The sequence below is a fragment of the Psychrobacter nivimaris genome (assembly GCF_043419765.1).
In the GTDB taxonomy this organism is placed as follows: Bacteria; Pseudomonadota; Gammaproteobacteria; order Pseudomonadales; family Moraxellaceae; genus Psychrobacter.
Genome location: NZ_JBHOFX010000003.1, coordinates 564234 through 588452 on the forward strand (window position 1 = coordinate 564234; position 24219 = coordinate 588452).

The 24219-nt window shown below is 40.6% G+C and carries 19 protein-coding genes; 12 read left to right on the top strand and 7 right to left on the bottom strand.

Annotated features, from left to right (window positions below):
* Positions 1 to 4 precede the first annotated feature (4 nt).
* Positions 5 to 859, top strand: a complete 855-nt coding sequence (locus ACHEVO_RS09135; protein ID WP_394124688.1) for a hypothetical protein — start codon at positions 5 to 7, stop codon at positions 857 to 859.
* A 57-nt stretch (positions 860 to 916) separates the two neighbouring features.
* Here ACHEVO_RS09135 and ACHEVO_RS09140 read toward each other — a convergent pair whose 3' ends face one another.
* Positions 917 to 1717 carry a crotonase/enoyl-CoA hydratase family protein gene (locus tag ACHEVO_RS09140; RefSeq protein ID WP_394124689.1) on the bottom strand — a complete coding sequence of 267 codons (801 nt, stop codon included), beginning with the start codon at positions 1715 to 1717 and terminating at the stop codon, positions 917 to 919.
* 229 nt (positions 1718 to 1946) lie between these two features.
* Between ACHEVO_RS09140 and ACHEVO_RS09145 the strand changes: the two genes are divergently transcribed.
* Complete coding sequence (locus tag ACHEVO_RS09145; RefSeq protein ID WP_394124690.1) at positions 1947 to 2657, top strand: LysE family translocator; 711 nt, start codon at positions 1947 to 1949, stop codon at positions 2655 to 2657.
* 29 nt (positions 2658 to 2686) lie between these two features.
* The gene (rlmF, locus tag ACHEVO_RS09150) at positions 2687 to 3745 is read left to right on the top strand and encodes a 23S rRNA (adenine(1618)-N(6))-methyltransferase RlmF (protein WP_394124745.1); all 1059 of its coding nucleotides are present in this window, start codon (positions 2687 to 2689) and stop codon (positions 3743 to 3745) included.
* 106 nt (positions 3746 to 3851) lie between these two features.
* Here rlmF and ACHEVO_RS09155 read toward each other — a convergent pair whose 3' ends face one another.
* The 5 genes from ACHEVO_RS09155 to dnaA all read right to left on the bottom strand — a co-directional run bounded on the left by ACHEVO_RS09155 (position 3852) and on the right by dnaA (position 11857).
* Positions 3852 to 4478: a manganese efflux pump MntP gene (locus ACHEVO_RS09155; RefSeq protein WP_379543440.1), complete on the bottom strand. Its 627-nt coding sequence runs from the start codon at positions 4476 to 4478 to the stop codon at positions 3852 to 3854.
* Between the two features lie 126 nt (positions 4479 to 4604).
* Positions 4605 to 7220 carry a DNA topoisomerase (ATP-hydrolyzing) subunit B gene (gyrB, locus tag ACHEVO_RS09160; protein ID WP_114701477.1) on the bottom strand — a complete coding sequence of 872 codons (2616 nt, stop codon included), beginning with the start codon at positions 7218 to 7220 and terminating at the stop codon, positions 4605 to 4607.
* A gap of 511 nt (positions 7221 to 7731) precedes the next feature.
* Positions 7732 to 8943: a DNA replication/repair protein RecF gene (gene recF / locus ACHEVO_RS09165; RefSeq protein WP_394124691.1), complete on the bottom strand. Its 1212-nt coding sequence runs from the start codon at positions 8941 to 8943 to the stop codon at positions 7732 to 7734.
* A gap of 138 nt (positions 8944 to 9081) precedes the next feature.
* On the bottom strand, positions 9082 to 10257 hold the full coding sequence (gene dnaN, locus ACHEVO_RS09170; protein WP_101204766.1) for a DNA polymerase III subunit beta: 1176 nt from the start codon (positions 10255 to 10257) through the stop codon (positions 9082 to 9084).
* A gap of 160 nt (positions 10258 to 10417) precedes the next feature.
* Positions 10418 to 11857: a chromosomal replication initiator protein DnaA gene (gene dnaA / locus ACHEVO_RS09175; protein ID WP_101204765.1), complete on the bottom strand. Its 1440-nt coding sequence runs from the start codon at positions 11855 to 11857 to the stop codon at positions 10418 to 10420.
* 590 nt (positions 11858 to 12447) lie between these two features.
* On the opposite strand from dnaA, the gene rpmH reads away from it, so the two are divergent.
* The 8 genes from rpmH (at position 12448) to ACHEVO_RS09215 (ending at position 19903) form a co-directional block, all read left to right on the top strand.
* Positions 12448 to 12582 (top strand): 50S ribosomal protein L34, encoded by a 135-nt coding sequence (gene rpmH, locus ACHEVO_RS09180; RefSeq protein WP_007394757.1) that lies wholly within the window; start codon positions 12448 to 12450, stop codon positions 12580 to 12582.
* A gap of 179 nt (positions 12583 to 12761) precedes the next feature.
* Positions 12762 to 13133, top strand: a complete 372-nt coding sequence (rnpA, locus tag ACHEVO_RS09185) for a ribonuclease P protein component (RefSeq protein ID WP_394124692.1) — start codon at positions 12762 to 12764, stop codon at positions 13131 to 13133.
* A 1-nt stretch (position 13134) separates the two neighbouring features.
* A complete protein-coding gene (yidD, locus tag ACHEVO_RS09190; protein WP_394124693.1) occupies positions 13135 to 13515 on the top strand; it encodes a membrane protein insertion efficiency factor YidD in 381 nt (126 codons plus the stop codon).
* A 215-nt stretch (positions 13516 to 13730) separates the two neighbouring features.
* Positions 13731 to 15413, top strand: coding sequence for a membrane protein insertase YidC (gene yidC, locus ACHEVO_RS09195; RefSeq protein ID WP_102094844.1), 1683 nt, complete (start codon positions 13731 to 13733; stop codon positions 15411 to 15413).
* A 280-nt stretch (positions 15414 to 15693) separates the two neighbouring features.
* Positions 15694 to 17082, top strand: a complete 1389-nt coding sequence (mnmE, locus tag ACHEVO_RS09200) for a tRNA uridine-5-carboxymethylaminomethyl(34) synthesis GTPase MnmE (protein WP_394124746.1) — start codon at positions 15694 to 15696, stop codon at positions 17080 to 17082.
* Positions 17083 to 17169: 87 nt separating this feature from the next.
* On the top strand, positions 17170 to 17628 hold the full coding sequence (nrdR, locus tag ACHEVO_RS09205) for a transcriptional regulator NrdR (RefSeq protein ID WP_057762240.1): 459 nt from the start codon (positions 17170 to 17172) through the stop codon (positions 17626 to 17628).
* 113 nt (positions 17629 to 17741) lie between these two features.
* On the top strand, positions 17742 to 18797 hold the full coding sequence (gene ribD / locus ACHEVO_RS09210; RefSeq protein WP_394124694.1) for a bifunctional diaminohydroxyphosphoribosylaminopyrimidine deaminase/5-amino-6-(5-phosphoribosylamino)uracil reductase RibD: 1056 nt from the start codon (positions 17742 to 17744) through the stop codon (positions 18795 to 18797).
* Positions 18798 to 19228: 431 nt separating this feature from the next.
* Positions 19229 to 19903 (top strand): riboflavin synthase, encoded by a 675-nt coding sequence (locus tag ACHEVO_RS09215; protein WP_394124695.1) that lies wholly within the window; start codon positions 19229 to 19231, stop codon positions 19901 to 19903.
* A gap of 105 nt (positions 19904 to 20008) precedes the next feature.
* On the opposite strand, the gene ACHEVO_RS09220 is transcribed toward ACHEVO_RS09215, so the two are convergent.
* Positions 20009 to 22762 carry a response regulator gene (locus ACHEVO_RS09220; RefSeq protein ID WP_394124696.1) on the bottom strand — a complete coding sequence of 918 codons (2754 nt, stop codon included), beginning with the start codon at positions 22760 to 22762 and terminating at the stop codon, positions 20009 to 20011.
* A 327-nt stretch (positions 22763 to 23089) separates the two neighbouring features.
* On the opposite strand from ACHEVO_RS09220, the gene fmt reads away from it, so the two are divergent.
* The gene (gene fmt, locus ACHEVO_RS09225; RefSeq protein WP_394124697.1) at positions 23090 to 24160 is read left to right on the top strand and encodes a methionyl-tRNA formyltransferase; all 1071 of its coding nucleotides are present in this window, start codon (positions 23090 to 23092) and stop codon (positions 24158 to 24160) included.
* Positions 24161 to 24219: the final 59 nt, after the last annotated feature.

Sequence of the window (24219 nt, forward strand, 5' to 3'; positions counted from 1 at the left end):
ATTTATGCGTTTAGATTTTGATTATATTATCGTAGATGATGATTTGAAGCGGTCCAGAACAAGAAGACGTGTTGAGAAAATCCAAAGAGTTGTTGATAATAAAATAAGAAGTAAAGGATTAAATCCGAAACCTAAGCTTTTTGAAAGTCTTGATAAGTTCTATCAAGACGAAGCTAATCTAGATAAAAATCGATATGATTTATATCTAAGTGATAATAATCTTGGAAACAATGGGAATGTAACACAATGGAATCATACTAATGACGGTATTCAGCTATACCTAGATCTTCATTCAAAATTTCCATGCGATTTTATATTATATACAGGATCTACTCAGGATGAGATTATAGATACCCTGATTAATCATCTAAACTCGACAAAAGACCCTGGATTATTCTCTCGCTTTACTTTCATAAGTCGTTCATCTGATATAAATGATAACTGGCATGGTAATATTGAAAAAATTGTAGATCTTATAGTATCAAGTCGAGAAGAAATGAATACCATGAGAGGTCTTTATGCCCAACTCACTTCTCAAATTCACTATTATATAAATGAAGAGTTTGGAACTGACTTCAAATTCAGTAAAGCTATAAACCATCTAAGGAGAAATATCTCCCTTTATAATCTGACTAATGATGATATAAATAGGCTCCATGATATTCGTCGTATACGTAATGGACTTATGCATAATGACGAAAAAAAATGTACTCAAAGCCCTCATACATATTATTTAGTTTATTACAAAGATGATGCCAATACGATAGAAAAAAGAATTTATATTAGCGACTTTAATAATGTTAGAGCTGATTTAAAAGGTATATACGAAAAAATTCGGACAGCTTTTAATATTGCATAAATTGATTAAAAGAGAAATATAGCTTCTACAATATTTCTCTCATATAGAAATATTACTCTAACACCCCTTAAACTCAGCCTCACGTCTCTCAACCATCGCCATCACACCCTCTTTTGCATCTTCTGAATGAAACAGCGGTGGCAGATAACTATAAATATTAGCCAATGCAGTCGCGGCCCCATTTCGACTGGCATCTTGTGCTGAAGACAACGCCCCTCTCACACCCAAAGGCGCAGCTTTGCAGATCTCTTGTGCCAACGTCAATGCACGCTCGTACTCAGTACCGTTCGCCACTACTTCGCTGACCAAATTCAGTCTATCAGCCGTTTGCGCATCAAATGCTTTGCCCGTGAGTAGATACGGCATGGCTTTTTGCCAACCTGCCGCTGCGACAAAGCGTACCGTTGCCCCGCCAAATGGCATGATACCGCGCTGGACTTCCATTTGAGCAAAGTTGCAGTTATCACTAGCGATGACTACATCACTATTTAGCATCAGCTCGATAGCCACGGTGAAACAAGTACCTTTTACCGCGACGACCACAGGTTTGGTACGCAGTTTTCCACTGATACCCCATGGGTCGATTTGATCGTCATTAAACTCAAACACGCCATCGTTTAGCTTGTCTTGTAGCTCTACCAAATCTAGCCCAGCGGTAAAGTGATCACCATGCGCAAATATCAATGCACAGCGTAAGTTGTCGTCTGCCTCGTAGCGAGTCATGGCGTCAGATAGTTGGGCAATCATATGACTGTCAAAGGCGTTGCGTTTATTGGCACGATTTAGCCCGACAAGGCATACGTGGCCTTGCGTATTATAAGTGATGCGGTTTTCTGTGGCGTTACTATCCGTAGTCATGGTTCCATCCTTGTTAAAGTAATCATTGGCGTTTGATAAATAGTTATATAGTCAAATCTCGATCATTTATCGGTAGAGATTGAGCGATAAGTCACCTTTAATATAGACACCCTCGTTCTATAACACAAGCAATAGAGATGACTCGCATAGTACAAAAATCGATAAAAGTTGACCTCATTTACGATAAGTGCAACTATGTTGCAGGTCTAAATATGGTTCAGAGTATTTTATGGAATTTTGGCACGGTTTTTTGCTCATCACCAGCGTACACCTATTGGCTGCGGCCTCGCCTGGCCCTGATTTTGTCTTAGTCTCGCAGCAGACATTAGCAAAAGGTCGACGCACAGGTTTGATTTGTAGTCTCGGTATTACTTTAGGTCTTGCCGTCCATATTATCTATTCTGTATTAGGACTGGCGACTGTCATTGCTCATTCGCAGCCATTATTGACTACTATTAAATGGTTAGGTGGCGGCTATCTAATTTACTTAGGTTGGCAAGGTATCCAAGCAAAGCCTAAAAAGCCATCAACGCCAATTGAGGACATAGCCTCAAACTCTGATACTTCACAAGAGAAGTTTATCAATCAAACAGCACTGTCCGATAACCCTATTTCCCTTCAAAAATCCTCTGATAATACAGAATCAACGTTTGCCACCATGCGCCGTGGCTTTTTTTGCAATGTCTTTAATCCAAAAGCACCCGTGTATTTTGTGGCGATATTCACGCTCGTATTGTCACCTGACATACCGCTGTGGCAATTGGCCATTTATGGCGTATGGATGATGTTGTTACAGATGGCGTGGTTTAGTACGGTCGTCATGCTACTCTCTATCCCTGCGATTCATCGCCGCTTTCAGCGTTTTGAACATTGGATCGACCGTATATTGGGTACAGCGATGATAATATTGGGATTAAATCTGATTTTACGTAGTCGATAAGACATTCGTTACTCGTGAAATCTGCTAAAATGGTCGATTATATTCAAACATCAAAGCCACACACTATGACCCGTATTCCAGCAAATAGTACACACAGAAACAGATCGCCGGCGACCGCGAAGAAACTCGGTCAGCTACACCCACGTAACCCACACCAAGGTCGTTATGACTTTGCGGTATTGACTCGCGCCTTACCCGAGCTTGCTGACCATACCATTACCAACCCTAAAGGTGAGTCGACGATTAACTTCTCGGATCATCAGGCTGTTCGTGTGCTAAATAAAGCACTGTTGGCAAACTATTACGGTGTTAAATTTTGGGACATTCCTGAAGGCTATCTATGCCCGCCTATTCCTGGACGTGCCGATTATATTCACTATATCGCGGACTTGTTGGCGCAAACCACTCACGTAAATGCTGATAATACACCGCCGACGGGCAAGGAAATTCATGCGCTTGATATCGGTACTGGTGCCAGTGCTATCTACCCTATCGTTGGTAGTCAAAGCTATGGCTGGCGCTTTACAGCAAGTGACATTGACCCTATCTCAGTCAACACCGCAGCGCTGATTTGTGAAGCCAATCCAAAGCTGAAAAGTGCGGTCAAGGTAAAGCTGCAGCCTGAGCCTAAGTTTATCTTTAAGAACATCATTGGTCGTCAAGATTATTTTGACGTAGTGGTTTGTAACCCTCCGTTTCATGCTTCATTAGAAGAAGCGATGGAAGCCAATAGCCGTAAGCAACATAACTTGCAGCGCCATCGTGGTAAGAATGAAAGCGAACAAATCAGCCGCAGTTCAACCAAATCAGGCAATGCTGCGCAAAACTTAAACTTCGGCGGTCAGCACAAAGAGCTATGGAGTGAAGGTGGCGAAATTGCCTTCTTGACCAAGATGGCTAAAGAAAGCCAGAGCTTTGCTGAGCATGTGGGTTGGTTTACTACTTTAGTATCAAAATCTGAAAACGTTAAGCCATTGCAATTATTGTTAAAGCAGCTAAACGTCGCTCAAATGCGTATTATCGAAATGAGCCAAGGTCAGAAAAGCACTCGTGTACTAGCTTGGCGTTTTGACACTGACGAAGAGTAATCACTAAGCAAAACTACTAACTTGAGTTTCACGTGAAACAAAAAAGCACCGTTTAGATATTCAAAGCGGTGCTTTTGCATTTATGGAAAGTGAAAATCTAAATGACTTAGCTAAAAAACATCACTTTTAGACCAATCGCGATAAGCACGATACCGCCCAATGCTTCAGCTTTATTTTCTAGCCATGTGCCTGAGCGATGTCCCAAATAGATCCCGAGCCAGCCAAATATAGCGGTTACTACAGCGATAATCAAGCAAGCTAACCACGCGTTCAGTACCAATAAATTCAGCGTAAACCCTGCCGCCATTGCATCAATACTAGTTGCAACTGCTAACGTAAACATAGTGCGGTGATTGATATGTCCATGCTTACTCGTGGCTGTTACTGTATCACTATCAGTGTTAATAGCATCATCATTGACGTCCAGATCATCATTGTCAGTATCTGACTCATCGGCAGTAAACACTTCGTAAAGCATTTTGCCACCTAGAGTAATCAAAATAGTGCCGCCAATCCAAGGTGCAGCAGCGGCCAGCCAACCCAACATTGCTGCACCCAATAAGTATCCAATAAGAGGCATGATACCTTGAGCGATACCAAAGTAAAGCGCAGCATAGATAGCCAAGCGCAGTACATATTGACGACTGTATTTTTGAGCCTTAGCACCCAACCCTATCGACACTGCAAACGCATCCATCGCTAAAGCAATAGCGAGTAAAATTACTTCAACCATTTGATTCCCACAAATTATAATTATTAAGTAATAGCAACGCTAACAAATGAGTTTCACGTGAAACAAAAATACCGCCTTGAATATCAAAGCGGTATTTTTATAAATTATCAGTAACCAGTTTCAAATTTAGATATCTAAGTTCGACACTGTTAGCGCATTTTCTTCAATGAAGATACGACGCGGTTCAACGTGATCACCCATTAGACAAGTAAACATGTGATCAGCAGCGATAGCATCTTCGATGGTGACGCGTAGCATACGACGGTTTTCAGGATCCATCGTCGTATCCCATAGCTGATCGGCGTTCATCTCACCTAGCCCTTTATAACGCTGGATAGCTAGACCACGACGCGCATCGAGCATCATTTGTTGCCAGAGGTAATCGAAGTCGCGTACTGGGATGTCTTTAGTCGTCCCTGCACTTGCTTCACGGCGGATAAAGGCATCGCTCTCAAGCAACGTATTCCACTCGCTTGATAGACGTAACAACTTGCCATACTCACCCGAGTTGATAAAGCTAGCATCTAACAGATAATGGTGTGCCAGTTGATGCACATATACCGTAACGCGTGGTAGCCACTGTGCCTTGGTAGATAAAGCTTCACTATCTGACGCTTCGCCTTCTTCAGTACCTACTACTGGCGTCATACCCAATAAATCTGCTGCGGCTGCATCCATATTTTTTGGCTGCGGCGCATGGATATTAACCAATTCAATCTCAGGGCTTAGATCGCTACCGAAGTGATCAAGCTTAGTCTGCATCGCTGCTTTCCAATCCTGCATGGCAGACTCATCATAAGTCATATCAGTGCTAAGTTTTGGCGTATGCGTCAATGCGTCCAAAATTACCGCTGGGAAACGAATCTGCAAACGCGCTTTGATCAACTGCGTTTGGTTATAGTCATTAAGCAGTGTCTCAAGCGCTTGACCAGTAATCGCAGGCGCATCAGCACTGATATGCAGCTTGGTATTATCAATTGTTGAAGACAATAGATACGCTTTAAGCGCTTCGTCATCTTTTAGATATAACTCTTGACGGCCTTTTTTCACTTTGTATAGCGGTGGCTGAGCAATATATACATAGCCGCGCTCGATCAATTCAGGCGTTTGACGGAAGAAGAACGTCAATAGCAACGTGCGAATATGTGAGCCATCAACGTCGGCATCGGTCATGATGATGATTTTGTGATAGCGTACTTTATCAGGATTATACTCATCAGGACCGATACCACAACCTAACGCAGTAATCAGATTACCCACTTCAGCAGACGATAGCATCTTGTCAAAACGAGCACGCTCGACGTTTAGAATCTTACCTTTTAGTGGCAAGATTGCTTGCGTTTTACGGCTACGACCCTGTTTAGCTGAGCCACCTGCAGAGTCACCCTCCACAATGTATAGTTCAGATAATACTGGATCTTTTTCTTGGCAATCGGCTAACTTACCAGGCAGACCTGCAATATCCAAAGTGGTCTTGCGACGTGTCATTTCACGTGCTTTACGAGCCGCATCACGTGCACGCGCTGCATCGATAATCTTGTTAGCAATGGCTTTACCAGCACCTGGATTCTCTAGCAGATAGTCATTGAACTTGTCATGCATCGCTGATTCAACAGCAGATTTCACTTCGCTTGATACTAGCTTATCTTTGGTCTGACTTGAGAATTTTGGATCTGGTACTTTTACAGAGACAATTGCAGTCAACCCTTCACGAGCATCATCACCCGTTGCAGCAACCTTTTCTTTTTTGAATAGGTTTTCACGATCCATATAACTGTTTAGGCAACGCGTCAATGCAGAACGGAAACCAGATAAGTGAGTACCACCATCTTTCTGCGGGATATTGTTGGTGAAGCACAGTACTTTTTCGTTATATGTATCTGTCCACTGTAGCGCGACTTCTACGCTGATACCATCATCTTGCTGACTGGTAAAATGGAATACTTCATTGATACCGTCTTTACCAGCATTGATATAGCTAACAAACTCTAGCAAGCCACCTTTATGCTCAAACTCATGACGCTTATCAATACGCTCATCAGTCAAAACAATACGCACACCAGAGTTCAAAAATGATAGCTCACGTAAGCGTTTTGCTAAGATGTCGTACTCAAAGATCGTACCAGTAAACACATCACTGCTAGGATAAAAGCGGATTTGTGTACCTGTTTGATCGGTTGCTTCCATCTGTTGGATATCGCTATCAGGTACGCCATCAGTATAAGTCTGATGATAATGATAGCCTTCACGCCAGATATTCATCTCAAGCTTTTGAGACAGAGCGTTAACTACTGATACACCTACACCGTGCAGGCCTCCTGATACTTTATAGCTATTATCATCGAACTTACCGCCTGCATGCAAGACAGTCATAATAACCTGAGCTGCTGATACACCTTCTTCTGGATGGATATCAACAGGCACACCGCGTCCGTTATCCATCACACTGACAGACTCGTCTTCGTGAATAACGATATCAATCTGATCACAGTGACCAGCAAGCGCCTCATCGATAGAGTTATCCACTACCTCAAAGACCATATGATGCAAGCCTGTGCCATCATCGGTATCACCGATATACATACCAGGACGCACACGTACGGCCTCTAACCCACGCAATACGCGAATATCTTTAGAACTATAATCAGAAGGCAATACTTCTGAAACTACAGTAGGCACGGCGGCTTCAGTAGCACTGTCGTCTATCAATTGCTCGTGGTCAATAGGTAATGAATCACTCATGTACATTCCTTAATCTAGCCATAATCAGCCATTTACGATTAGCGCACTTATAAAAAGTCCGCTACATAGTGGCATCTTAGAATTAACGTCTATTATTCATAATCTAAAGTGCATATGAGCAGCTAAACCACTAACCACCGTTAGCCTCAAAAAAGGCCGCACAGAGATAAAATTAGCAAATTACTTATTAGTAATAGTCTTTGTTTTTCTAACCATTGTTAAAACTATTGAAATAAATAAAATACATAATTATCAAATACTTATAGATAATTGAAAAATAGAAATCTTTTCTATGATGCTGTCAAATAAATTGCTGAGCACAGGACAAAAATAAAGGGTTATTTTAACATTTTTTTGCTTCTAAGTCACTGTTTACTGAGAGTTTTACGGTCAGTGGCAGGTCGTTTTAACATAGTAACTATCAGGACAGATAGTAGTGGCTAGTGTACTGAATAATGAGTGGTGAAGGTAGATGGGTAATCATCAAAAGTATAAGCAGAAGAATGAAATATTAGTTAGTAAACAGAATCTTACCTTGTTTCACGTGAAACGTATTTGGTTGTGACCAAAGTTCATTAACTAAAGGTAAAATATCATCTGTCAGACTGGTCATGAATACTTGGCAAGGGAGTTTAGCGAGGGTCGATAGCAGTATTTCTATAGCTCTATCATCCAATTCTGCAGTGATATCATCTAGAAGTACAACAGGTGTTGCTCTCGATGATAAATCATCATTGATTGAGTTACTGCGCTCTTCATCGTTTAGCAACAGTGGTAGCTGCGATAGGCGTAATGCAGTAATAAGCAGTTTCTTTTCACCGCGAGATAATACATTTGCTGCCTGCTCTTTCAAAGTTGGTAGTTTGGTTTGGATACTATTTGCTGAAGCTGCTGTTCTAGCATCTGTCGTTTGGTCGCTTATAGACTCATCAGAACGCCAATGCACATGAATATCAGCACGATGATTGCCTATACGAGTATATCCCAATTGCAAATCCTGCTCTAATCGCTCATTAAGCTGCACATCTAGCGCGACACTGGTGTCATAACCAGCGTTATAGCTCAGGCTCAGTTGCTCAGCGTAAGAAGGCAATAGCTGTACGATACTCTTGGCAAAATAAGGCTGCCATTCAGTAAATACTTGCTCGCGATAATGATGAATCAAAGCAGCATGGTTGCTCAACCCTTTATCCCATGATTTCAGCTCAGCAAGCTGTACTTGGGTTAAATGACGAGTACTTTTTAGTAAACTATTGCGCTGTTTCAGGAGACGTTGATAAGCCATCCATTGTGGATGAAACCCTTGTTTCATGTGAAACACTAACCAATCTAGCAGCTGTCGACGGCTCGCACTTCCCTGCTCCAACATATCCATTGTCGATGGATCTATCAGTAACGTAGGTAGCTGCTCTGTTAAGATACTTTGGTTATAAACAGTGGTTTGATTGAGACGTAGGATAGTCGTAGCATCTGCTTGCTTTTGAATAGCTAAAGTACGACTATCATTTAGCTTAGCATGAACAGTTGTATTATTCTGATGATGCTGGATATAACGTTTAGGCTGGTGATGACGAAAGCTCTTACCTCTTGATAATAAGAATATAGCTTCTAGCAACGAGGTTTTACCACTACCATTTGCACCAATAATGACGTTGCAAGCAGCAGGCTCTAAACTAATTTGAGAAAGGTTTCTAAGATGGGATATTTGTAGACGTTCAATCATGGTATCGATAGCCGCCCATTAAAGCCTACTAGTTTAGCGGGCAAAAGTTTATTAAAAATCAATATTCCGTATTGGAAACCAAACTCTTTGAAACGTACTATTTCTATTCGATTTTGTTTATTTACAAAGAAAAACTCACTATATACGCATTGGCATAATGACATATTGATGGAACTCATCATTTAGTTGATTGACCAATACAGAGGCATTTGATTGGCTCATATGCATTTGTAAATCGCCTTGGATGACGCCTAATACATCTTGCAGATAAGCAGCGTTAAATGACAACTCCATTGGCTCACCTTGATACTTAGCTTGTATCATCTCGACTGCTTCATCCTGCTCAGCATTATTAGCACGTACTTCGACCATACCATCACTAGCAAAATTAAAAACCACACCACGAGATTTTTCATTACTCAAGATGGCAACACGACGTAGAACATCTGTCATTTTTTCCTGACTGAATAAAGCCAACTTGTCAGTATTGCTTGGCATCACACGGCGATAATCAGGGAACTTACCATCAATTAAACGTGCGGTAAATGTTACCATTAGATCTTGGCTGACCTGCCCTGCACTATCTACATCGCCAAATGGTAAGCTTACTTGTAAAAACTCTCGACCGAAGCTCAGAGTAACTACGTTATCCTGATCACCCAACATTTTACCAAGCTCAGAAGCCAAACGCTCAAGTTCGATTACTGCCTTACGTGGCAAGATAGCCTGCATATTGAGATCTGCGCTTACATTGATCACACTACGGGCTAATGCCAATCTATGGCCATCTGTTGCTACCGTTGTCAGTTGTTGCTGTGAAACGTCAAACAACATACCTGTTAAGTAATAGCGTACATCTTGAATCGCCATTGCAAACTGTGTTTTATGAATCAAATCTGTCAGACGATTACGGCTAATGGTCAGAGGGGTGATATTTTCAGGGTTACCCAAGCTCGGATAGTCTTCACTTGGCAATGTTCCTAATGTAAAACGACTCTTACCACTAGTTAATAAGCAACGCTCATTTGCTTGAGTTGCTAGATTAACTTGCGCTTGGGCAGGTAGCGATTTACAAATATCTTTTAGCTTGGTTGCAGGAAGCGTCGTTGTACCTGCTTCTACACAAGCACCAGCAGGCAATTTCAATGTCGATGTCAGCTCTACCTCTAAATCCGACGCTGTTAAGATAAGCTCAGAATCTGATAGCTGTAGCTTGATATTACCCAATATAACCATATTGTGGCGTTTATCAGCGGCTTTGGCGATCAAGTTGATAGCTTTTAGTAACGATTCTCGATTGATCGATAATTGCATGCTTAGTTACTCTTATTTGAATGATTCTTTTATAAAAATTTGTCGTAATGACTCAATAATACCTTGTCTGCTGACGATAATCTACAGAGCATCTGTGCACTTGTATTTTCGATATTATAAACCATCTGTCGTTACTAAAACACAATGATATCTGGCGCTTTTATCCTGCCTGTAACATTAGAGCTAGGGTTTTATAGTCCTTATCAAATGCAGGATCTGCTGCTCTTAACTCATTTACTTTATCGCAAGCGTGCATCACCGTCGTATGGTCGCGTCCACCGAACGACTGACCAATTTCAGGGAAGCTATCGCCTGTTAATTCACGCGACAAAGCCATCGCTATTTGACGTGGTCTTGCAATACTACGCGTACGTTTACGCCCCATAATATCTTTGACCGTGACATCATAGTACTCAGCAACTATCTTACGGATGTTATCCATATTCACTGCCTGCACACGCATCGCAACGATGTCTTTTAGTGCGTATTGCACCATCTCAAGAGTAATCTGTGCCCCTGTTAAGTTAGCATTGGCAAACACCTGATTTAGGGCACCTTCTAAACGTCTGACATTAGACACCACATTTTGCGCAATGAATAGCGCACATTCCTTTGGTAATACCATACCGTAGGAGGCTGCTTTTTTCTGCAGAATTTGCACTCGAGTATCGATCTCAGGGGGATCAACAGCGACCGTTAACCCCCAAGAAAACCGTGATCTAAATCGTTCATCAAATTCCGTCATTTGGGAGGGATGTCGATCAGAGGCTAGAATAAGTTGTTTATCACCACTAGTAAAATCTGCAAATAATGTTAGAAACTCATTACTACTTTTAGTCTTTCCTGCCAATACATGAATATCATCTACAATTAATAAATCTACTTTTTTTATTTTCTTTTTAAAATCTTCTATTTTATTATTTCTTAATGAATAAACTAATTGGTTTATAAATTTTTCAGAAGTGAAATAATAAAAACTTTGATTATTTTTTAAATAGCGATGAGCTACAGAATGCATTAAATGCGTTTTTCCCAATCCAGAAGGGCCATATATAAATAAAGGATTGTGACGATTTTTCGATTGGCGCTTACCAAGCTCATAACAAGCCTTGTAAGCCAAGTTATTGGACTTACCTGTAACAAAGGTTTCAAAAGTAAATTCGGGGTTCAGATAGCTTAATGATTTTGTATCAGCAGACTCAACTGGCTCATTATGACGCATGTTCGCGTCGATATCTGCTTTTGCGTTGTTATGATGAATAGATTCAAATTTATGTTCGGATGGGGTAGGGGAGACGTCGTCTTCTACAAACAAAGAACCTGATTGACTGTTATCTTCTGCATTGCGGCCAGCATTATCAACACGTACAACGACCTCTTCAATACTACCTTGACTGTGTTTGGTCACCAACTGCTGAATATCTTGAAGATGATTCTTCTTGATATACGTCACAAAATAATCATTGGGAGCAAGAATGATCAAAGTTTGTGCTTCTTGATGAGCTGACAGAGGTCTCAGCCACATAGTAAACACGTTGTCTTTGACGTTATAACGCAAATCGTTTAGACATTTATCCCAAATATTTGCTGTGTCTATCATGAAAAGTACTGACCTTGTAATTTGAAATAATAGTTATTTTTTAGCAATATAAATTGCTACCTAAGCCTCGATATTACACGCAACAACTAACCAAAGAGTTCGTACTGATATCCTATACGAAGGTGTATATCAAGTAGCGCCTAATTTAACACAGATACCCTGTGGATAAAACCTTGTTTTTTGTGGATAAGACTGTGGACAGTTCTGTGCATAACTTTTACAAGCTAGTTATCCATATTTAACCCACAGTTTATCCACAGGCTTACCCATAGCCTAGTAAATTGATAATAAAAAGGAAAATAGACTTAACCACAGATAATCATAGTCCCAATAATAACAATACTATATTTATATTAATCAATTATTATTATAGTGTTTGAGCCAACCTGTGGATAACTTTGTAAATTATAGAATATATAACTATAAAATTTGGTTAACTAGAAATAGGTTTTAAGGAAATATCTTTACTAGATTTGTATGAGGTATTTCCTATTTAGGGACAAAGCAAATTAGTTTATTGACCAAAACTATACTGAATGGTATAATCCTCCGTTATTACGAATTTAGTCCATTATTTTGATAGGTGAGTTATGAAACGTACATTCCAACCAAGCGTGATCAAGCGTAAACGTACTCACGGTTTCCGTGCTCGTATGGCAACTAAAAAAGGCCGTCAGGTCTTAGCTCGTCGCCGCGCTAAAGGACGTCATCGCCTTACTGTATAATCAGTAGATTGCGATAAGCATGGCTAACAGTGCTTGTTGTGTTCTTATTGTTTATAGATTGCGATAGTCAATCATCACAACTGACACTTAGCCATATATTAAAAGCGCCCACATAGGCGCTTTTTTTGTCTCTATAATTTGTTATTATTTCTTCTATCGTTATTCTACTAGGTTGTACTATGTCCAATACTCTATCAGATACACCTGCAGCTAGTTTCACTAAACAGCAACGCCTGCTTACCCCTGCAGCCTTCCGTGAGGTATTTGACGCACCTGAGCGCAAGATTCATCAGAGTCATTTAATGGCTTTTGTACGCGCCAACGAGCATGCACAGCCGCGAGTCGGTATGGCTATTACTAAGCGTAAAGTACCTACTGCTGTCGCTCGTAATCTAATCAAAAGATATGTGCGTGAAGAGTTCCGTACCAAAGCTTTTAAAATGGAAAATAAAGATATTGTTTTTATTGTCAAAAAATCTATTAAAGATATAGATAATAAAGAACTAAAAAATCAAATAATTAATATTTTAAAAAAAATAGAAAAAAAATAAAATGAATATTTTTTTTAAAAGAATATTTATAAATAAAATTTTTTATAAAATATTTTTTAATTTAATTATTTTATATCAAAAAATAGTTAGTCCTATAATACCTGCTCGTTGTCGCTATTATCCAACATGCTCAAATTATGGCAAACAAGCTTTAACATGGCATGGTGCTCGTAAGGGTGGTTGGTTGTTGTTAAAACGTCTTAGTAGGTGTCACCCTTTAGGTGGGCATGGTATAGACTTTGTACCCTTACCCTTAGCTTCTTATATATATCAATACATATCTTTGACTGATATACCAAATACTGACAATCAGGGTTTGGGTGTCTATCGAGACATTACTAGCTATGCTTCACAGCTTAATTATTTGATGAAATCAACATAAAGTCGACATCTTTAGTCTCAGATAGATACTTTATTGAGTTACCCACAAGTTATCCACACTCTTGGTATCATTTGAGACAGATTTTTAGTAAAATGATGCACATTTTATGTAAATGACTACTGATGCAGTTGCAATGTGACAGGACAGCTGTGTAGTACAGTCATGACACATGCCCTAATTTTTCATTCCCTAATTTTTTAATCTAGGAAAGGTTTATGCAAAAGATATTTCGGGTGATGATCATCATTGCGATGCTAATTACCGCTTATCTGCTGATTTTGGCATGGCGAGATGATTATGCCGATGCTCCAGCTGTAGATGCGGTGCCAGAAACTACGAGTTCGGTAGGTGCTGACATTCCTTCTACTACTGGTGCAGCAGGTGATATCCCGGTACAGACATTACCTGTGGATAATAGTGCTGTGACAGCGACTCCTGCGAAAAACGCTGGTCTAATCACGGTAACAACTGATCGCTATGATATAAAAATCAATCCAGAAGGTGGTGATATTGTTTATGCTGCGCTCAAGCAGTATGACGCAACGCTCGATAGCGATAAGCCTTTCGTATTGTTAGAAAACAATAGTAACCGTGTGTATGTGGCTCAATCTGGACTTATTGGTCAGAACGGTATTGATACAGCAGAAGGTAGAGCGACTTATAGCCATACTGCTAACAATTATGTGATGGAAGATGGACAGCAAACGTTGTCAGTGCCGCTTACTTACAAAAAAGACGGCGTGACGATTACCAAGACTTTCACTTTCACTGAAAATAAATATCCAATCGATATTAGCTATCAGATCCAAAACGCGTCTACCAATGCTTGGCAAGGTCAGATGTTTGCACAGTTAAAGCGTGATGATAGTAAAGATCCTGGTATGTCTGATAAAGGCGCGCTGAGCATGGCGACTTATCTAGGCGGTGCTTGGGGTACACCAGATGATCCTTATAATAAGCTGAAATTTGGTGACTTTAGTGATGGTGAATTGACGACAACTAGCGATAAAGGCTGGGTTGGTATCGTACAGCATTACTTTGTATCTGCTTGGACGCCTGAAAACTTCACTGGCAAATTCTTCACACGTGAAACAGGTAGTGATTACTTTATCGGCTTCAATAGCCAACCAGTGAACGTAGCACCAAACAAGCAAGTTACTTTAAATGCAACACTGTATGCAGGTCCAAAAGTTCAGTCTGAGCTAAAAGACGTTGCGGTAGGCCTTAACAAAACAGTTGATTATGGTCTGCTGTGGCCAATATCAAAGGTCTTGTTTGCTATCTTGGAAGGTGTGCATAAGGTTGTTGGTAACTGGGGTTGGTCAATTATTTTACTGACTATCTTAGTAAAAATTGCCTTAATGTGGTTCTCTAATAAGAGCTACTACTCGATGGCTAAAATGCGTGCCATTGCGCCAAGACTCAAAGTGCTTAAAGAAGAGCATGGCGATGATCGTATGAAAATGTCGCAAGAGATGATGGCGATATACAAAGAAGAAAAAGTCAATCCGATGGCGGGTTGTCTACCGATTTTGATGCAGATGCCGATTTTCTTAGCCTTATATTGGGTATTAGTAGAAAGTGTTGAGCTGCGTCATGCACCATGGATTTTGTGGATTCAAGATCTATCAGCGATGGACCCATGGTTTATCTTGCCGTTGCTAATGGGTGCGTCGATGTTTGTGCAGCAGCAGTTGAACCCGCAGCCAGCAGATCCGATGCAAGCAAAAGTCATGAAATTCTTGCCGATTATCTTTACTGCGTTTATGCTATTCTTCCCAGCAGGTTTGGTTTTATATTGGACAGTCAACAACTTGTTTAGTATGACTCAGCAATATATCGTCAATAAAAAAGTCGATGAAGAGCAAAAGCGTCGTACGGTAAAAGTGGTCGATTAACTAGCTCTTTTTCAGAAACACCAAAAACCATCGCGCAAGCGGTGGTTTTTTTATAGGTGGTGGACAAGTGGTAAATGTTATCCGCAGCTTATCAACATTATCCACAGCTTATAAATATTAAAACGAAAATATATCTGATGCGGCTACCTTTCAAAGTTTGCTTTGTCAGTATGAGTCCAGACGTCTATAATGGAGCTTTTAAATATTGAGAGTCATTGTGGATTCCTTAGAGACAGCATTAGCCGTACCTAATTCTTCTGAAAAGTCTAATACATCTGGATTGGCCACAATTGCTGCGATTGCAACGCCGCTCGGGCGAGGGGGTGTGGGTGTCATACGTCTATCAGGCAGCCGTGCTTACGATATGGCATGTGCTTTAACAGGTAAGTCTGCTTTTACGCCGCGAATGGCCAGCTTTTGTCGTTTTTATCAGGCTGATGGCACTGTTATTGATGAGGGATTGGTCTTGTTTTTCAAAGGTCCGCATTCATTCACAGGTGAAGATGTGATTGAGCTGCAAGGGCATGGTGGTGTCATTTTACAAAACCAATTGCTCGCGCGCGTATTTGAGCTAGGTGCCAAGCAAGCGAGTGCAGGAGAGTTCTCTTACCGTGCTTTTGATAACGATAAGTTGGACTTGGTGCAGGCAGAAGCAATTGCCGATGCGATTGATGCGACCAGTGCTGCCGCGGCCAGTAGTGCAATTCGCTCACTAAGCGGTGAGTTTTCACAGAAGATTAACCAGTTATTAGAACAACTCATTCATCTTCGTTTACATGTTGAAGCAGCGATTGATTTTCCTGATGAAGAGGATGTGGACTTTTTGTCTGATGGCGTCATACAAAGCAAGCTTGAGCAAACGCAAAATAAGATACAACAAGTTTTAGCAACGGCAAAGCAAGGTCAGCTTTTGCGCGATGGTATCCATGTCGTGCTAGCAGGTAGGCCAAACGCAGGTAAATCTAGCTTGCTCAACCGTCTTGCAGGACAAGAACGTGCTATCGTGACTGATGTCGCTGGTACTACACGTGATACGCTGCAAGAGACAGTTGTGTTAAATGGTTTGACGCTACATCTGACCGACACAGCAGGCCTACGTGAGACAGAAGATACTGTAGAGCGTATCGGAATTGAGCGTGCCCGTACTGCCATCACGCAGGCTGATATGCTATTGATGGTCTATGATGTGACTCGCGATGTTGAAGAAGAGAGCACACCGTTACAGCTTGCTGAACAGTTATTTGGTGAACTGCCAGAAGCTAAACGTTTACTAATTATCGCTAATAAGAGTGATTTATTGAGCGATAATAATAGAGAAGAAAGTGCTGCTAAGACTCAAGCTGAAATCAAGAATAGAGGTTATCAGCAAGTTAATGTTTCATGTGAAACAGGTGTTGGTATTGATAATTTGGTTGAAGCACTATGTGAGAAAGTAGGCTTTCATCCACCAGAAAATAGCTTAATCGCTCGTACCAGACATTTAGACGCGCTTAGACGGACAGCTAATTTCTTGGCAGAAGCCCATGAACAATTAACCGTATTCGAAGCAGGTGAGTTGGTTGCTGATAGCTTACGTCAGGGACAGCAGAGTTTGGGTGAAATTACAGGTGAGTTCAGCGCCGATGACTTATTAGGTAAGATATTTGGTAGCTTTTGTATTGGTAAATAAATGGTAAGTAGTCTTTGTTATTATCCAGTAAACCTAGCTAACTTAGAAACACTGCTCTTATTCTCAATCGTAAAATAAGGAAATGCTATGCACTGTCCGTACTGTAATGCGTCAGAGACCAAGGTTATTGACTCACGTCTTGCTGCGGAAGGGGCACAAGTGCGTCGACGCCGTTCGTGTAACAGCTGCCAAGAACGTTTTACGACTTTTGAGATGGTAGAAGTTGTCATGCCAAGGATTATCAAATCAAGCAACAAGATTGAACCTTACGATAATGAAAAGCTGCGCCGTTCTATTTTACTACCTTTACAAAAGCGTCCCATCACTATCGATGAGCAAGAGGCGATGATCAGTCGTATCGAAAAGCGTGTTAGGCAGATGGGCGAGCGAGAAATCAGTAGTAAGGTCTTGGGTGAAATCATCATGAGTGAACTCAAAACTTTGGATGATGTCGCCTATGTACGCTTTGCTAGCGTGTATCGCGACTTTCAAGATATCGATGCATTTCATCAGGAAATTGCCAATATTCGTCCAAATGAAAAATAAGCGAAGCAAGCTTTTAAGTAAGCCCTAGTTGATAAGTGAATCCTAATTATCAGTCAGCTTTCAAACCCTATTTTCTTATATAGAACTATCAATCATTTATTAAGCCTAGCCTTATGTCTATTCAAAGTCATGCTCAAGATGCTCAAGACCGCTACTTTATGATGCTTGCTATCGAACAAGCGAAGCGCGGTTTGTATACTACTAGACCTAATCCTGCAGTGGGCTGCGTTATTGTCCATGCAGAGCAAATTGTTGGTCAAGGGTTTCACCCGAAAGCCGGTGAGCCACATGCAGAAGTATTCGCGCTGAAAGAAGCTGGTACACAGGCAGCAGATGCAACTGCTTACGTTACATTAGAGCCATGTAGTCATACGGGACGTACACCGCCATGTGCATTGGCATTAGTTGCCGCGAATGTGAAGCGCGTTGTGATTGCAGGTCTAGATCCTAATCCGCAGGTTGCAGGTCGCGGTGTGAAACTATTAGAGCAAGCTGGCATTGAGGTAACAGTCGGTGTCCTGACAGAGCAAGCAGAGGCTCTAAACCGTGGTTTTCTAAAAGCTATGCGAACTCAGATGCCCTATGTACGATTGAAAATAGCAACCAGTCTAGACGGTCGTACAGCGATGGCATCTGGCGAATCTAAGTGGATTACCTCGACAGATGCTCGCGAAGATGTACAAAAACTGCGAGCAAAAAGTGGCGTGATTATCACAGGTAGTGAAACCGTAATAACTGATAACCCACAGCTCAATGTGCGCTCAAGACAATTGGATATGCCACCTGAGAAAATACCTAATCCTAAAATAGTCATACTTGATAGGCGCCAGCGTTTAAAGCACAGCCTACAATCTGATTATCAACTGTGTCGGCATCTAGATACTATCTATTGGCATGAAGATGATTTGCCGGCGTTGTTGGCTAAGTTAGTCAGTGAGCACCAGTGCTATGATGTGTTGGTGGAAGCAGGTGCTAGCGTTGCAGGTAGTTTTTTGAGTCAACAGTTGGTAGATGAGTTAATCGTGTATCAAGCACCTTGTTTACTTGGTGATGACGCTCGTCCAATGGTTGATTTCAATCCTATGTCCCTTGCTCAGCAGTTACGTTTTGATATAGAAAGTCATCAACAGCTTGGTCCAGACCTCAAATTAACTCTATTACCTTTATAAATATTCTTCGTATAAGCATATTGTCCACAAATTATAAAAAAAAGCTTAGAATATGGATAAATCAATTATTAACTTACGTGTTTCACATGGAACTGTGTATAACTTTGTTTCACATGAAACACAAAAGATGTTTATATCTCGATTATTTTAATAAATATTTATATAAATCAATACCTTAACAGTTTATTCATAAATAAATAGGTTTCATGTGAAATTTTTATTTGTTGTGGATAACTATGTATTTATAGCGGCTTCTAACTATATCTATATTGATTTATCCCTACTTATCCACAATCTATCCTATTAAAGGTCAAATCTATTGATGTTTCACTGTCAGTTATTTGAACAAGTTGTGATAAAGAATTGATAGATGATTTGATAAACTAAAATATTTGCCTATGAAGGCAATACAGTAATGAGACGAGGGTAATATGTTTACTGGAATTATAGAAAGCGTTGGAAAAGTTAAATCTATGCAGGCGACAGGCGGTGACATACGTTTAACAGTAGAGTCTGATGACTTAGATTTCAGTGATGTGAAGCTAGGCGATTCTATTGCATCAAATGGTATTTGTTTAACTGTGGTGGAGCTCGGAAGTAACTACTATTCTGTTGATGTCTCACGTGAAACTATTGCTAGAACAGCATTAGAAGGTTTAAAAGCAGGTCATACGGTCAATCTAGAAAAAGCCATGCTACCAACGACTCGTTTTGGTGGTCATATCGTCGCTGGTCATGTAGATGGCGTAGGGGTCGTTAGTAAATTACAACAAGATGCTCGTTCTATCTATATTGAGATTGAGATACCCCAGGATCTGGCGCACTATACAGCGACCAAAGGCTCTATTACAGTAGATGGTATTAGTCTGACGACCAATTTAGTGCGTGACAATATTGTTTCTCTAAATATCATTCCGCATACTGCTCAAGTGACGAATATCGCTAAGCATTGGTTAGTAGGTAATAAAGTTAATATTGAAGTAGATATCGTTGCCCGTTATTTAGAGCGTCTATTAAATAAATCTCAATCTGGCGGTATGAACGCGTCAAGCCCGCAAAGCCAAATCACAGAAGCATTTTTGGCCAATAATGGGTTTATGAAATAACAATTAAGCTTGCCAAAATATCATCCTCGCACCAAGTTTTCGACCCTATCGATATTACTTTGATTAAATGATATCGATAGGGTGTTTTTTATTTGCACTAGAGATTTATTGTATGAAACTCTGCAAAACAGATTCTAAGTCTTTTTTGCTAATGGGTTTGGATAAAAACTCGTCCATACCAACTTGCATACAAGCCTCGCGATCTTCTTCTGTATTATTTGCAGTTAGCGCCACAATCGGTATTTTATCACCTTGCGAGCGAATCACTTGTGTGGCTTGTAAGCCATCCATAACGGGCATTCGGCAGTCCATCAAAATCAAAGAAATCTCTTCACGTTGGCTTTTGAGTTTCTCAAGTGCTTGCTGTCCATCTTCTGCGACAATACTACGATAACCAAGCTTACTTAACATCTTACAGGCTATCTTTTGGTTAGTAGGACTGTCTTCTACAACCAAAATCAGTGGAGACAAGATTTCTTTCTTAGGTGTATCTTCTACAAAAGATAGACTGCTGTCATATTGATGTTTGACCAATATGTCTAGTGTTTTCCTTGCAAACAAGGTTAAGCGTAGCAGTTCAGACAGTAATAAACTTGCGTCCAAGGGTTTGGTCAAAAACCCATCATATTGGCCTAGTAAAGTAGAAGGGATATGCCTTTCAAGTTTCATGCTAAGTAATATCTTCGGTAGTGAAGGCGTAACGACTAGGTCGTTTAACACTTCTTGTTGATCGCTATACTTGTTGCTCGCATGAGCTAATGAGGTGATGAATTCGCTGTATTCATAATCTAATAACAAGACAGGAATGACGGTTTGCTCATCTTGTTTTAATTTATTTTTTAGCTGCTGTACAGTCGCTCTATCTAAAGTGCTGAAGATAGTCACAGATATCGTTAAGTACTCGCACAAACGTTGTAAATGTTCAGCAACTAGAGGCTGATTGATGACAGCGATAAGGTGAATATGGGGCAGCTGCGAACAACGATGATATACCGATTGATAAGTGGTCTGAGGATAAGGAAGGTAGAGGCTAAATATCGTCTCTTTATCCACCGTATTACTTAGTTCGATAAAACCGCCGAGTAACTGAGCAAAGCTATTGGCATCACTCAAGCCAATATTACTGTCTTCAACTAAGTTATGATTGCTTTGATTCAAGATATTGACTAATTGATTTTTTCTCTCAGGAGTAATAGTTGCTCCAGTGTCTTTTACGCTAAACCGAATCCAATAAGATGTCTGCGTAGGCATTGTCGTGTCATTGTTAGGAGTTAAAGGCTGATTACTTATTCGCGTTACTTTATCTTCAGGTACACGATCAACAGTGAGCGCGACATAGCCTGATGTTGTAAAACTAATAGCGTTTTTCAATAGGTTTAATAGGATATGGTGCAGTCGAATGTAATCAGTTTCGATGTAACGAGGACAGTCCGGCGCAAAGAAATAAATCAATTCTAACCCTTGTTGTCTTATTTCTTGTGTGACTAAATTGCTAACTTCTTTGCTTACCTTATAAATATCAACCGTTTCGATACTTAGACGTGTTTTTCGGACTTCAACTTCCTCTGTTGCTAGCGTCTCATTGAGCACAGTCAACATGCTTTGACTGGTTGTAATCAATGTATTTAGAGTTTTTTTGCCTTGAGCCGTCAATGTTGAAGGGTCGATGGGTTCCAACGAATCAATTATTTTCTCTAGTGGTAACCTTAACTTACGACCTATAAATGCTTGGGCTTCGTTTGATTCATCAATTTGTAATTGCAGTTGTTGGTTGTGCAGCTGTAGTTGTTGAGATTGATGGAAAATTTCATCAACATTATTAAAAATCACAGTAAAACCGTGAACTTGCCCATGTTCGCCAAACCATGGTGTTACGTGTAGTTGGTAGGCTTGTTTGTTTTCCAAGCCATAAACTATGAGTGTGCGAGTAACGCGTAAACTTGAGATGGTTTTTAACAGTATTTGAGTGGCCTCGTCTTTCCCTTCAACGAAATCAGTCAGCTCATAGCTCTGTTCACTTTGTGTAGGAGGGGTAAATACTTGCTCAAAACGCTGATTATAGAAACTAATTTGACCATGTCGTATACTCATCAACATCGGTAAGGGTGCCTGATCAACCAGACGTTCTAACCGATGAGTCAATGTTTTTATACGCCGATAGTCATTATGTAGTTGGTAGCTGACGCGACTTAGCGCATGACCTAACAGCATGAACTCGGTAGTAGATTTCTTTTGTAGAAAAGGCGGCGGCGTATAAGATTCTTTTGCGCGGCTACTCAAATTATCGGTATAAACCAGTAATTGCTCCCAGTTAGTACGGCGATTGAGCATATAGAGCAATGCCATGAAAAATAGTACGATGGCGACCATTAAAGGAAGCCAATAACGGTAAGATATCCAGTCGACAATAAAAGGTTCATGGCGTAATACGATATAAATCTGATGTCCGCTTTTTAGATTAATGATTCCTGTTAGTTCATTACTATTGACAGTATAAGAGCTATGGTCGCTGCTGCTAGAAGCTGATGTACCGATGGTAGGGAACGCAACGGTAGAAAAAGCAGATTCATTAGGACGAGTATTATGATGAATATAGGTCTGTCCAGAAGGCATCATCAAAATCAGCTGATAACTAAGGTGATCAAAAGTAGGTTGTTCTAAGATTTTTTTTATTTCACTATCTACAGGCGCTGCATGCTCAATAATACTGTGCTGTAAAGAATAAAAAGTATCTATGCTATGTTGCTCACTATGTTTTTTCATCCCATCAAACAGTGTGACATAGTACAGCAGTAACATAACCGTGAGAGACAAGGTATAAAAAATCAATAAGCGCTGTAAGGACTGAAACTGTTGCATGAAAGCGTGGCCCTATCTCGACACGAAAAAATATAATGAAATAAAAACGAAGTTTCTACATACAGTAGATGAATTATACGACAGTTGAATTGTCTAAAATATTTAGTGCTACCTTCTATTTATAGCAGAATAACGGCTTACTGTTTACAGAGAGTGGTTATTAACACCAAATTGTTTTGTAAAAGATATAAATAGAACGTTCGATGCCCTTGATATTATAAAGGCAAATAATGTCATTGGTTATCATGAAGTGAGGTCATTACAATCATGGCACTGCGCCGTAAACTCACCTATAATGAACAAATAAACCTTATATAATGCATGATTATGACTACAACAGCTCCTACCTTTGATACATCCAACTCGCTTACTGACAATGATAACCCAACTACTAACCGATTAAGGGTAGTATTTGCGGGTACGCCTGAATTTGCTGCTATTAGCCTTGAGTCATTAATTAAGCAGCAAGAAGCGCTGAATATAGAGATAGTCGCTGTTTACACGCAGCCTGATCGTAAAGCAGGTCGTGGTCAAAAACTGTCAGCCTCCGCGGTAAAAGAAGTTGCATTGGCAAATGATATCGCTGTCGAGCAACCAGTCACTTTTAAAAAGTCTAGTGCAGAAGGTCTAGCTGCTAGGCAAGCTCTGCGCACTTATCAACCAGATGTGATGATTGTTGCCGCTTACGGGTTGATCCTACCTATCGGTGTATTAGAGACGCCTACTCATGGTTGTTTGAATATTCACGCTTCACTGTTGCCACGCTGGCGTGGTGCTGCACCTATCCATCGTGCACTCTTGGCCGGAGATGATGAGACCGGCATTACCATTATGCAGATGGACAAAGGTCTTGATACGGGTAGTATGCTTTATAAAGTCAGCGAAAGTATTGCCTCTGATGATACCGCTGCTAGCCTACATGATAAGATGGCTGCACTTGGCGCGACAGCCATTAGTACGGTGCTAAAAGACTTAGCTGCTTATCAAGCGCAAGCTATCGCTCAAGATGGTAGTCAAGCCAACTATGCTGAAAAGCTGGTCAAAACCGAAGGCGAAGTTGATTGGTCGCAGCCTGCTGCCGCTATTGAACGCCAAATTCGTGGGCTGACACCATGGCCAGGTGCTTATACTTTCCTAGCAGGGCAGCGCGTTAAAATACTGGCTAGCTTACCTGTAAATACATCGCAGCAAACGAATAAACCTGCTGGAACTGTTATCAGTGTCGGACGAAAAGCGATCTTAGTCGCTTGTGGTAAAGAGAGTGATGCTGAATCATCAGCCACCACTTTAACCATTACTCATTTACAGTTTGCGGGTGGTAAGCCGATGACTGCTGAACAAGTTTGCCATGGCAACCAATTAAATGACGGCGATCAATTTACGTCAGAAACAAAATAACGTTACTTATATTTAACCTACTTGCACAAGACGCTATGGATCATACGTCAAGGAAATGA